The 12,944-nt window shown below is 33.2% G+C and carries 10 protein-coding genes; 4 read left to right on the top strand and 6 right to left on the bottom strand.

Features of this window, described 5'->3' with window-relative positions; genetic code table 11:
- Nucleotides 1-92: 92 nt before the first annotated feature.
- A complete protein-coding gene (locus tag HHX25_RS01910) occupies nucleotides 93-1,043 on the bottom strand; it encodes a LysR family transcriptional regulator (protein WP_169669501.1) in 951 nt (316 codons plus the stop codon).
- Nucleotides 1,044-1,120: 77 nt separating this feature from the next.
- On the opposite strand from HHX25_RS01910, the gene HHX25_RS01905 reads away from it, so the two are divergent.
- Entirely contained in the window at nucleotides 1,121-1,741 is a 621-nt protein-coding gene (locus HHX25_RS01905; protein WP_169669499.1) for an NAD(P)H-dependent oxidoreductase, read from the top strand.
- 152 nt (nucleotides 1,742-1,893) lie between these two features.
- Here HHX25_RS01905 and fabF read toward each other — a convergent pair whose 3' ends face one another.
- Nucleotides 1,894-3,144, bottom strand: a complete 1,251-nt coding sequence (gene fabF / locus HHX25_RS01900; protein WP_169669497.1) for a beta-ketoacyl-ACP synthase II — start codon at nucleotides 3,142-3,144, stop codon at nucleotides 1,894-1,896.
- Between the two features lie 48 nt (nucleotides 3,145-3,192).
- The gene (locus HHX25_RS01895; RefSeq protein WP_169669495.1) at nucleotides 3,193-3,783 is read right to left on the bottom strand and encodes a TetR/AcrR family transcriptional regulator; all 591 of its coding nucleotides are present in this window, start codon (nucleotides 3,781-3,783) and stop codon (nucleotides 3,193-3,195) included.
- 365 nt (nucleotides 3,784-4,148) lie between these two features.
- On the opposite strand from HHX25_RS01895, the gene HHX25_RS01890 reads away from it, so the two are divergent.
- Nucleotides 4,149-6,416, top strand: coding sequence for an aconitate hydratase (locus HHX25_RS01890; RefSeq protein WP_169669493.1), 2,268 nt, complete (start codon nucleotides 4,149-4,151; stop codon nucleotides 6,414-6,416).
- Nucleotides 6,417-6,663: 247 nt separating this feature from the next.
- Here HHX25_RS01890 and HHX25_RS01885 read toward each other — a convergent pair whose 3' ends face one another.
- A complete protein-coding gene (locus HHX25_RS01885; RefSeq protein ID WP_169669491.1) occupies nucleotides 6,664-6,987 on the bottom strand; it encodes a YtxH domain-containing protein in 324 nt (107 codons plus the stop codon).
- Nucleotides 6,988-7,178: 191 nt separating this feature from the next.
- Nucleotides 7,179-9,299: a T9SS type A sorting domain-containing protein gene (locus HHX25_RS01880; RefSeq protein WP_169669489.1), complete on the bottom strand. Its 2,121-nt coding sequence runs from the start codon at nucleotides 9,297-9,299 to the stop codon at nucleotides 7,179-7,181.
- Between the two features lie 215 nt (nucleotides 9,300-9,514).
- Here HHX25_RS01880 and mazG point away from each other — a divergent pair, with 215 nt between their 5' ends.
- Together mazG and HHX25_RS21520 are read left to right on the top strand one after the other, a co-directional pair.
- Nucleotides 9,515-10,288, top strand: coding sequence for a nucleoside triphosphate pyrophosphohydrolase (gene mazG, locus HHX25_RS01875; protein WP_169669487.1), 774 nt, complete (start codon nucleotides 9,515-9,517; stop codon nucleotides 10,286-10,288).
- A gap of 160 nt (nucleotides 10,289-10,448) precedes the next feature.
- A complete protein-coding gene (locus HHX25_RS21520) occupies nucleotides 10,449-10,721 on the top strand; it encodes a T9SS type B sorting domain-containing protein (protein WP_394352853.1) in 273 nt (90 codons plus the stop codon).
- A 66-nt stretch (nucleotides 10,722-10,787) separates the two neighbouring features.
- Here HHX25_RS21520 and HHX25_RS01865 read toward each other — a convergent pair whose 3' ends face one another.
- On the bottom strand, nucleotides 10,788-12,851 hold the full coding sequence (locus HHX25_RS01865; protein ID WP_205957973.1) for a DUF349 domain-containing protein: 2,064 nt from the start codon (nucleotides 12,849-12,851) through the stop codon (nucleotides 10,788-10,790).
- Nucleotides 12,852-12,944: the final 93 nt, after the last annotated feature.

Raw genomic sequence — 12,944 nt, 5'->3', positions numbered from 1 at the left:
TGAGCTTTTCGAAATGAGATACAATGTAGCAATCTTTTTACAATAAACAGATTATATCGTCGTGAAAAAAACTCATAATGACAATATGTTTATTAAGTCTGATTAGGTTTTGCAAAAGAGTTTTGGTTTTTTTGAGAGTTTCGTTTAACGGATACATTGTTAACATTAGTTATTTCCATTTGCTCTCTAAACATATTGATTTCTTTTGAGTTACTATTTTTCAATTTATATGAATAAAATCGTTTGTGGTCAATAGACATTGATATTTCAAATGGTATTTTAATTGTACTATGCTTTAACTCTTCTTCAATTAAATGTTTGGGTACAACACTAAAACCTTGACTGTGTTTTATTGACTCTATGATATCTACATAAGATGGTAATACATATCTTGGTATAATTTTAGGTGTTGTATTGAATCTTGTTTCCCAAAACTTTTTTATATCATCTTGCTCATTATCAAAGGTGAACCAAGTTTGTTTTTGTAGCCATTTGATAAGTTGTTTTTCATCTTTTTTTAAATCTTCTGGGATTTCAATATCATTTGAGCAAATTATTATCAATTCCTCATTTTTAAAAAAAGTAAATTCATGGTCGTATTTGGAGTGCTTTTTTATTCCTACTAGCAGTTGAATCTTATCATTTTCAAGAGCTTCAACTAGTTCTTTTTCGTTACCAAAACATGTAACGATATACATGTCAAAAGAATATATTACATATTTCAGTTCTTTCCGGAAAATATCTGTGGTACAACCAATTGTTATTGCGTGGCGTTGTTTTTTTACTCTTTGGTTTGAATAATATTCTACTTTCTCTAATTCTTGCAATGGGCTCTTTATTTGAGAATAGTAAAATCTACCATATTCAGTGGGAGTTAATTTGCGTGTGGTTCTTTCAAATAATTTTTTCCCAATATGATTTTCCAGTGCGGCTAAATGTTTACTAACTCCAGGTTGAGTCATATTTAACTTTTTAGAAGCTTCTGTTATGTTTTTACATTCATATATAGAACTGAAAGTTCTCAACCACTCTAAATTAATCATAACATTAGTTATTAATTAGCTAACTAAAATAATTAAAATTGTTAATTAAGTATATCTACTTTTGAAAAAAAGAAATCATGACAAAAACATTAGTAATTAATTACACACCGAGAAACGGATCATATACAAAAATCTTATTTGATGAATTTGTTAAATTGGCTAAAGAGAAAACCAAACTAATTCACTTAGATTTAGCTGAAACTCCTCCTGATTTATTGTTGGTGGAAAATCTCAATTTGTTAATGGAATGGAACAGTGGGAAAAGAGATTTTTCAGAATCAGAACTTTCTCTTTTGTCAAATCATCACGGATACATAAATCAATTACTACAAGCAGATAATATTGTTGTGGCTTTTCCCATTTATAACTTTACTTTACCAGCTACAGTTAAAGCTTGGATTGATGCTATAGTAGTAAGTGATAAGACATTTTCTTTTAGGCCTGAAATAGGGTTTAAAGGCCTTTGTACTGATAAAAAAGCGTTATCTATTATTGTAAGTGGTTTTGACTACAGTAATTCTGATGATGTAAATGAATATGCTTCATCAACGATAAAACAAAATTTTGATTTTATTGGAATAACCTCAAAGCAAATTTTAGCTTTTGGTGTTGACCAAAATAGAGATCAACTAGATTCAATTTTAAATAAAGCCAAATCTGAAATTAAGGACTTGGTAGATAGTTGGTTTTTTAATTAATGCTAATGATCTTATGAATATAAATTGTATTATATATATTGTATATGTCCAATGTTAAACGAAATTAGCTGAAAATTATGATTAATTCAAGTGATTAGTATAACACTTAAAAACGATAATTGTTTTTTATAAAATCTCTAAAATTATACTTTTCAGTCCCTAATATATTTTTTTAATATTAGTGCAGCACAATGTCCTCCAAATCCAAAACTATTACTCAAAGCATAATTGATTTCTTTAGTTGATTTTTTACCAAGTGATAAATTGATTTCATTGGGTATATTTTCATCTATTTCTGTGGTATTTATTGTTGGAGGAACGATACCAGTATTTACAGAGAGGCATGTTGAAATAGCCTCTATTGCTCCAGTGCCGCCTAATAGATGCCCTGTCATAGATTTTGAGGCGCTAATTTGCAATTTATCAAGATTTGATGCAAAGAGTTTTTCAATCGCTTTTATTTCTGATAAATCCCCCAATCCAGTTGAAGTAGCGTGAGCATTGATATAATTAATTTCTTCGGGGGCAATATTTGATTCTCGTAGTCCACTTTCCATTGCCAAATAGGCACCAAGACCCTCAGGGTGTGTACCAGTTATGTGATAGGCGTCTGAGCTTTCTCCTCCTCCCATAACTTCAGCATAAATTTTTGCGCCTCTTTTTATAGCAGAATCTAAACTTTCTATTATTAAAGTGCCAGCCCCTTCACCAACAACAAATCCATCGCGATTCCTGTCAAAAGGTTTGGATGCAGAGCTATAGTTTTCATTGTTTGTAGACATAGCTTTCATTGAATTAAAACCTCCAATAGATGCTTCCGTTATAGGCGCTTCAGAACCGCCTGATATGATAATATCTGCTTTTCCCAATCGTATATAATTGAATGCCTGTATGATGCTTTGTGTTGAAGAAGCACAAGCTGTCACAGGACAATAATTTATACCTCGAAGACCATAGTTGATTGAAATTTGTCCGGATAAACCATTGGAAATAATCTTAGGTATAAAAAAAGGGTTGAATCGAGATTGAAAATTACTTTTCGTAAAATCAATGACTTCCTTTTCAAAGGTCTCAAAACCGCCAATACCGCTAGAGAATATAACACCAATTCTATTCACATTTAATTTTGAAAAATCAAGTTTCGCGTCTTTAATGGCTTCTTTTGTAGATATTAATCCATATTGACTAAATCTGTCCAGTTTTCTTGCTTCTTTTCGATCAAAAAAATCCAAAGGGTTATAATTCTTTATTTCGCAAGCGAACTGTGTTTTGAATTTTGAAGCATCAAATCGCGTTATTTTATTTGCGCCTGATACGCCATTCAAAAGATTTTTCCAGTATTCTTTAGTGTTTTTTCCAATTGGGGTAATCGCTCCCAATCCCGTTATAACTACTCTTTTCATTTATAAAGTATTGCATATACCGTAAGGTATATGAGTTATTAAATTTTTTTAGTTCTTTTTTATTTGATGTATTTCTGATTCTAAGAAGTCTATATTGTTCAATAAAATTTCAGGTTTGTTTAAGGTTTTCGACAACATAATGCTGCCCTCTACCAATGCAATCATTCGGTATGAAAAGGTTTCAGCATGAATGTTTTTTAACTCATTTTGTTCTATGCCTTCTGTTAGAATGCTAACGATTCTTTGATGCCAATTATAAATGGTTTTTATAACTTCATTTTTTAATAAATCGTTACCATCGTCAGAATCAACTGCGGTATTTAGAATAGCACAACCACCATTTTTGAAAATTGGTCTAAAAGCGGTTCTATAATGATTAAGAAAAACTAATAATTTATCGATTGCGTTATTTTCGTTACTGATTTTTTGAAGTATTTTCTCAGACTGAAATTTGAAATTGTACTTGAATGCTTCAACAGCAACTTCGTTTTTATCCTTAAAGTTACCATAAATACTACCTTTCGTTAGCCCTGTAGCATTAGTCAAATCTGATAAGTAAGTTCCTGTGTAACCTTTTTTATTGAATATAGAAGCTGTCTTTTCAATTATTAATTGTCTTGTTTTTTCCGAACGTATCATTTTACAAATATACCTTACGGTATATAAAGATGCAAATTTTTATATCTACTTGTTCATTTTTGATTTTTTTGCTGTTTTTACGATAGCAAATGTAAAGACATAACGCTATTTCAATACAGGAGAACTTCATCGATTGTTAAATGAAATCAAGTTTTTTCTTAAAAATCTAAGTAGATAGGTGTAGGCTTAATGTCATTCAGAGGGAGGAACGAATGAAGAATCTATATTTAAAATATTTTAGATTCTTCGCTGTGCTCTGAATGACAAAACAAACAATTAATTTACCGCTTTCCAATCCCTCACATATTTTGTATCTTAGAAAGCATTTTTAAAAAGACATTAAAAATTAAACAAAATAAAATTCTATGACATTTGATATCGATATGATAAAAGGTGTTTACGCAAGAATGAAAGACCGCGTAGATGCTGCCCGAGACATCGTTGGTAAACCACTAACACTCTCTGAAAAAATATTATACAACCACCTTTGGGATGGCAAAGCAACTCAAGCTTTTGTTAGAGGCAAGGACTATGTAGATTTTGCGCCAGACCGTATAGCTTGTCAAGATGCTACAGCGCAAATGGCATTGTTGCAGTTTATGCAGGCTGGTAAAAGTAAAGTAGCTGTACCAACAACCGTACATTGTGATCACTTAATTCAGGCAAAAGAAGGTGCATCGGTAGATTTAAAGCATGCCAATAATGTGAGTAGTGAAGTGTTCAATTTCCTAGAATCTGTATCTAATAAATATGGTATAGGCTTTTGGAAACCAGGCGCAGGTATCATCCACCAAGTGGTATTAGAAAATTACGCCTTTCCAGGAGGTATGATGATAGGAACCGATTCTCACACGGTAAACGCAGGAGGCTTAGGAATGGTAGCTATTGGAGTAGGTGGCGCTGATGCGGTAGACGTTATGGCTGGTATGGCTTGGGAACTGAAATTTCCGAAGCTAATAGGTGTTAAGTTAACAGGAAAACTATCAGGTTGGACAGCACCTAAAGATGTCATTTTAAAAGTGGCTGAAATTCTTACTGTAAAAGGTGGAACGGGAGCCATTGTAGAGTATTTTGGACCAGGTGCAATTGCTATGTCTTGTACAGGTAAAGGTACTATTTGTAATATGGGAGCTGAAATTGGAGCCACAACTTCAACATTTGGTTATGATGAATCCATGGATCGTTATTTGAGAGCTACAGATAGAGAAGGCGTTGCTGATGCTGCTAACGAAGTTAAAGACTATTTAACGGCAGATGCTGAAGTATATGAAAATCCAGAGCAGTATTTTGATCAAGTGATTGAAATCAACTTATCTGAATTGGGCCCATTATTAAACGGACCATTTACACCAGATTTATCTACTGAAGTAGGTTCAGCTATGACAGAGAAAGCTACAGCTAATGAATGGCCATTAAAAGTAGAGTGGGGGCTTATTGGTTCTTGTACCAATTCATCTTACGAAGACTTATCAAGAGCCTCTTCAATAGCGCAACAAGCATTAGATAAAGGCTTAAAAACAAAAGCAGAATTTGGTATCAACCCTGGTTCTGAACAAGTACGCTACACAGCAGAACGCGATGGTATTTTACAAGTATTTGAAAAACTAGATGCTAAAATATTTACAAATGCCTGTGGACCATGTATAGGGCAATGGGCCCGCTATTCAGACCCCAAAAATGCACCAAAAAATAGTATTGTACATTCGTTTAATAGAAATTTTGCAAAACGTGCTGATGGGAACCCTAATACGCATGCCTTTGTAGCTTCTCCCGAGCTAACCGCTGCTATTGCAATTGCTGGTCGTTTAGATTTTAATCCGTTAACAGACAAATTGATTAACGAAAATGGAGAAGAAGTGATGTTAGATGAACCAACAGGATGGGAATTACCACCAAAAGGGTTTGATGTAAAAGACAATGGCTATTTAAAACCATTAGAAGACGGTAGTGGCGTAAATGTGGTTGTTAATGATAGTTCAGAGCGTTTACAATTATTAACGCCATTTGTACCACTTGGAGATTCTATTACTGGTGCTAAGTTATTAATCAAAGCGTTTGGAAAATGTACAACAGACCATATTTCCATGGCAGGACCATGGTTGCGTTTTAGAGGACATTTAGATAACATTGCCAATAATACCTTAATAGGAGCAGTAAATGCCTATAATCAAAAAACAAATTTCGTTAAAAATCAATTAACAGGAGATTATGGAGGTGTACCCGATGTACAACGTGCGTATAAAGCAGCAGGGATAAAAACTATAGTAGTTGGAGATCATAACTACGGAGAAGGATCGTCAAGAGAACATGCAGCAATGCAACCACGTCATTTAGGGGTGGCCGCAGTAATTGTAAAATCTTTTGCGCGTATACACGAAACAAACTTAAAGAAACAAGGTATGCTTGGTTTAACTTTTGCAAATGAGGCTGATTATGACTTAATTCAAGAAGATGATACGTTTAACTTCTTAGATCTAAATGAATTTGCTCCAGGTAAGCAGTTAACTTTAGAAGTTGTTCATACAGATGGTAGCAAAGACGAAGTTAAATTAAACCACACTTATAACGATTCTCAAATTGAATGGTTTAAAGAAGGCTCTGCTCTTAATTTAATTAAGAAACAAAATGCTTAGAATTGTCCTTCTTGAGAAGCTGGGAACCTATAAACAAAAGAGGGTGTCTAAAAAGTCTTAGTAATTTGATTTGTCAGGTTGAGCACTTCGACTACGCTCAGTGTGCAACCTGTCGAAACCAACATTGAGTATCAGTATTTTAAAAATATTTCGACAAGCTCAATATGACATTGAACATACTTTTTAGACACCCTCTTTTGTTTCACTGTGCCTCGTGCTGAATTTATTTCAGTATTTCAGAATCTCACTAACTCGTATGCTGATATGTCTTATTTTTTTCCTTTAGAATAGCCAATTGCTTTTCTAAAAAGGTAATGGCCTGCTCGGTTTTGTAACTCGCTTTAGACCTAAAGTCTTTTAAATCTTTTTTAAATTTATCTTTACCAGATTCTGTTGCTTTTGAGACGTCCTCTTTAACTTCTGTAAAGTCCTCTATTATCTGATCCTTTATGGTTTTTCCCTCTTTTTTAAGGGTATCTCTGGTTACCTTCCCTTTTTCTGGGGCTAATAACACACCTATTCCAACACCAATTAATGCGCCTAAAATTAATGTTCCTTTATTGATAATCATTTTTTTTCTTTTAAATATTAAACCTGTTTTACTAATAAGTAGTAAAAATTACTAATTTGTTACAAACAAATTCAATGTCAGGTATTTAAGAAGGCTATAAATTATGTTAACATGCGTTTTTATATTGCAAACCTTAACTCAAAAAATAGTGTCCCTTATGGTTGGCATAAAGTTCTCAATAGTTTTTTTAATTAACCTTGGTTTTTAACCAGTTTCTTAATATCAATTAGAGTATTGTTTCTCGTTATTTTAACAATGTAAATACCTGACGGCAGATTTTGAGTATTTATAATACTTTTATCTTTAATATTAGGTAATTGCATAACAACTTTTCCAAAAATATCTGTAATACTAACATTATTATCAAAACCATCTAAACCAGATAACATTATAAACTCATCTGAAGGGTTAGGATACATTACTATTTTTTGAGTATTTAAATTTACGTCATTAGTAGATAATGATCCACTGTGGGTTAGTTCAATTATACCCCAAAAAGCATCGAAAGTTCCGATGTTTAGAGTTATTAGACCAGAATTATCGGTGTTGAGTACTAGATCTATGGGCGTGCTATTAGGCCTGTGTAGTTTAGCTCCAGTTATTGTATTAGGAAATGTAGCTTCAGGTATTTTTACAGAAATATTATTATGAGTTTGGGCCTCGTCTACACTTTGGTTGTATTTACGATTAAGTAGATGTAATACATAAGGAGCCGCATCACTCTTGGTAGATTTTCTTGGGAGAGCAGATATAAGATGATTGCTAATAGTATTACCGCTTAGCACATCTATTTTCCACGAAAGACGCTGTGTTATTGCATTTGGGTTATTAATGGAGACTACTTTAGCTCCAGCGCTGTTCAAAATAACATTTTGATCATTAGTAAGATATTGAACATCATTATCAGTAACAACTGCATCGTACGGTTCTAGTTGTTGTGTAGTAGGTGCTATTGGGCGGTCTGGATCACCAAAAATCTTTAGATCAAATGAAATGTTATCTTCTACAAGGTTCTGCAAAGTTTGACGAGCTGTAGCGCTACCATCCATACCACCTTCTAAAAGCGATGCATAAACTGAATACGCTAGTGCAACATTTGAAACAGCTTTGTAATCGTCCAGTAGCTCACTATTATCATCAATAAACTCATACAAATCTGAATAGACTTGCCACCCAGGACTCCACACAGGATATCCACCACCAAGCCATATGTTTTCTGGTATGGTAAAAATAGACCCCATAGCATAAGCCTGTGCTATCCACCCGCGGGCTTGTTTTGGGGCGCTTCTATCATATAGGGCAGCAAATGCATCTGGGTATGGAAAATAGATCAAGGTTTTGTCTAATGCTTCGGCTGCTTTGAAGTGTAACATAGTCTTAAACGGAGGGCTTTGATTTACATCATGATCGTGAAAAAATTCACCAGCCAAATAAGTTTGTCGTTCCGAAAAAATAAAGCCACGGGGTTCAACAAGGTTGGTAGTCGCTCCTATTGCAATGCCTGGCATCTTTGTATCAATGTACTCGAATAATTCCTCCATCACATCATTTAATGCCTGACGTTGAAAATAGACAAAATCATCATATAAAGGTATGTTCCCAGCAATGCTAAGCGCTTGTTGTTTATAACTGTTTAGTGTATAACCTTTACTAATCAAAAAATTACGATAATTGAAATTGTCAATATCATTAATATCTAAAGCACTTAACTCAGTTATGGTGTATTTACCCTTCAAGTATTCTCTAAAGTTATTCATTGAATGCACAGAAAAATCTCCGCCTAACCAATGTAAAGTTCTAGAAGCAGACGTTTGGGAATCGATCATCAAGTGGGTGATTGGAGCAAGATCTATCCGATCAACCTGATACTTCAACCATTCCAAAAACTCAGGACCATGATGACTCTGCCAGCTATGGGCGTGTCCATTGTGTATCGTACCCGTCCAAAGGATATTGTTACCATTTAAGTCCTGTGCCCAGTATGCTCCAGGATCGTTCATGAAGTCAATCATCCATTTCCATCCCCAGTCAAACTCAAGACGTCCAAAAAAATATTCACCGTTTGATACACGGTTACTTACATCTGCGGCCCAGTTATTCATTTCCACATCTGAATCAATGCCATTATGTAGCATATGTCCCCAGAAAATGCCATCTGCTTTATATTTATCATAATTAAAAGGTGTAGCGCTAGATTTCTGAGTAAACAGAATCATAGATTTTTTAATAGGTGTATTTTGTGCATTTATATTTAATGAAAAGAATGTTATAAGAGAAAAGATAACTCTGTAGACGGGAAGAGAATTTTTCATAGCAATATTAATTTGGTTACAAGTTAATTAAAAAAATGAATATAGTATAAGTTGGTTTATGTTTGAGTGTTTGTGAATCAGAAAGATACCTGTATTGAGCTTTGCGTTTTGAGCTAAATGATACTTCTGTTTTTTATTTTTAAATGGACCAAAATTTTAAAATTTTAATTTCTTTTCTAGACTCTCAAAATTGTATTTTTACAAAAACTAAAAAGATGAATTCCAGACAAGACCAGCTTAAAGCTTTTGATAGATTGTTAACCATTATGGATGAATTGAGAGAGCAGTGTCCGTGGGATAAAAAGCAAACCATGGAGACATTACGTCATTTAACCATTGAAGAAACCTACGAACTTGGAGATGCTATTTTAGATAATGATCTGGATGAAATAAAAAAAGAGTTGGGAGATGTATTACTGCACATTGTTTTTTATTCGAAAATAGGGAGTGAAACAAATGATTTTGATATTGCAGATGTTTGTCATAGTATTTGTGAGAAGTTAATTAGCAGACATCCACATATTTATGGTGATGTTAAAGTTGAGGGTGAAGAAGATGTAAAAAGAAACTGGGAAAATTTAAAGCTAAAAGAAGGTAAAAAGAGTGTTTTAGAAGGCGTGCCTAAAAGTTTACCTGCATTGGTAAAAGCTAATAGAATACAAGAAAAAGTTGCTGGCGTTGGTTTTGATTGGGAAGCACCCAATCAAGTTTGGGAAAAAGTAGAGGAGGAGTTAGCAGAATTTAAAACAGAAGTACAATCTGGGGATCAAGATGCCATGGAAAGTGAATTTGGAGATGTTATGTTCTCCATGGTCAACTATGCCAGATTTTTAAATATCAATCCAGAAAATGCCTTAGAACGGACTAACAAAAAGTTCTCCAAGCGTTTTCAATACCTTGAAGAAAAAGCCCAAGTTATTAATAAGCCTTTAAAGGATATGTCCTTAGCAGAAATGGACGTTTTTTGGGAGGAAGCAAAATCGTTATAATCCTTAGGGTTTACAGTAGTATATTAACATTTTATCCTTCTTAAACTATCATTTAGTATATAAAGTTGAATGCCTAAGAATATATTTGATTAAATCGTATGTTTTTAGAATAAGTACCCCGTTTTTTGATCGAGTAAAAGCAGGGGTATATACCATATACGTGAGGGGTAAAACGAAATGTATAACTACTAAATTAGAGATTTTTATTCTCGGATTTCCTAAATTTTTCACACCTAATAATGACGGAGATAATGACACATGTCAGGTAAAAGGCTTAAAAACGGATTTTTCTAATAGATCGATTATGAATGTTTATGATAGATGTGGTAAGCTGATTAAGCAATTAAATGCCAAAAGCAGTGTACAGGAAGGTAGGTTTTATGATAGTAAGTTACCACAACATCAGACTCTATTATGTTTACTACACAGCTAATAGATCAAACAGGGGTTGAACGTATTTATCACGGACACTTCAGTCTTAATAATTAACGAAAAATAACTAGTATAGATCTTTAATTTTTTGAAGTTTGCTTTTCCAAAGTTTTAAAGCGTCCTTATGTGTATCAATATTATGATGAACCTCTTTTACAAGTGGGTTGTCATCATCTACATTGGTGAAAAACTGTAGGTTATTTTCTAATTGATTAATTTTACTTTTTACTTCATCAATTTTTTTACGAATAAAAGAACGCTCATTGTCTAAATTTCTGTGATCATCATCAGATGTGTTAATGTTGTCAAGTTTGTTTTCGAACTTGATCATTTCAATCTCATTTTTATCCATTTCTAAGCTGGCAAGTAAACCATCTATGGTTTTTTGGAATTTACCTTCTATGTATCGTTTATCATTAGGGACTTTTCCAAAAGTCCTCCATGCTGTAATCTGTTCTTTTATAGTTGCTAGATTTTCATCTTTAGTACCAGTTAATTTTAAATCTTTCAGGGTATTTAAGAAATCATTCTTTTTATTGAAAGCATCTATATTTTCTTGATTTGCAGCATTTCTTTTGGCATGTAACTTATCAAAATAGCTGTTACAGGCAGATTTAAATTGTTTCCAAATTTTATCACTATCTTTTCTGGGCACATGACCAATTTTTTTCCAATCACTCTGAATCTTTTTCATTAAAGGTGTTGTTGCCTCAAAATCGTCACTATCTTTATTGTCTTCGGCTATTTTTATTAACTCTAATTTTTGTTGTAGGTTTTTATACTGTTCTTTTTTAAGCCCTTTGTAAAAAGCATTCTTTTGTCTATTAAAAGTACGTACAGATTCTTTGAACTTAGCCCAAGTGCTTTCATTTACTTTTATAGGCACTTTTCCTGCATTGAAAAAGGCATTGCGCAATGCTTCAATTTCTTTAATTTTCTTTTGCCAAGCACTGTGGGATTTGCTTTCTTGGTTATTTATAGCTTCTATGTCTGCTATAATTTGAAGTTTAACTTCAAGGTTTTTTTCATAAACCTTATCTATTTCTTGATAGTATAATTGTCGCTTGTCATTAATAATTTTTGTGGCGACTTTAAAGCGTCCCCAGATTTCTTCTCTGTGTTCTCTGGCTACAGGTCCAAGTTCTTCTTTCCACATTTTATGCAATTCTTGAAGTTCTCTAAAAGCACGCATAACGTTATCATCTTGGGCTAGCTCTTCAGCACGCTTAATAATCATTAACTTTTTCTCTAAGTTATGTTTGAAATCTAAATCGCGTAAGTCCCTATTTAAATGCAAGAAGTCGTAAAACATCTCGACATGATGATGATAACTATTCCAAGCATTATTGTACTTGTCCCTTGGAATAGGACCAGTGTTACGCCAGCGCTCCTGCAATTCTTTAAAATGCTTATAGGTCGTATTTATATTCTCTTCCAAGTTAATTAAGCCTTTTAACTCTTCAATAATCTCTAACTTGTCTGCTAAATTTTGTTTTAAGTTTTTTTCTAAACTTTGATAATGTTCATTGAGCCTTTTTCGATATTCCTTGTAAGCTTCTTTAAACCTTTTTTGGACGGGAGATGAGTAATAAAAATCTATTTCGTTACCACCATCATTTAAAAATTCTTCTTTTTTCTCATCTATAAGGGCTTGAAACTTGGTTTTAAACGCTGTATTTATTTTATCAACATGAGATTTTATAGCTTGTACTTTTTCGTTTTTTAAAAGCTTTTCAAGTTCGATAGCCAATGCTTCTAAAGACATGGTATCATATTCCTTAACCTCGATGGTATGCCGCTCTTTATTGCCTTCGTCTTCGGCGTCTTCAGCATTGGACTCTTCTATTTCATTAATAACTTCATCCTCTTCCTTCTCTGTTTCTACAGCTTTAGATTCTGTATCGGTCTCAACATTTTCGTTTGCATTTGGTTTTTCAATGTCTTCATTTGGAGCTTCGTCAACTGTTGTGTTGGCATTAACTGCTTCCTCAGAATTGACAGCATTTGCTGCCTGTTCCGCTTCATTTAATTCTAATGAAGAATCATTCGTTAAGTCATTATCAGATTGACTTACAATAGATTTATCTTCGTTATTTTCTTCCAGATCTTGCAGTTTATTAATATCAGACATTTTAAAAAATGTTAAGGTTCATCAAATTTCTTTAGACTTTAAAGATACTAACAAGTCTCATTATTTACAAAGATTAAGTAAGCCTTTTAACGA

Source organism: Flavivirga algicola (assembly GCF_012910715.1).
GTDB lineage: Bacteria > Bacteroidota > Bacteroidia > Flavobacteriales > Flavobacteriaceae > Flavivirga > Flavivirga algicola.
This window is presented reverse-complemented; position numbering and strand designations above follow the sequence as displayed.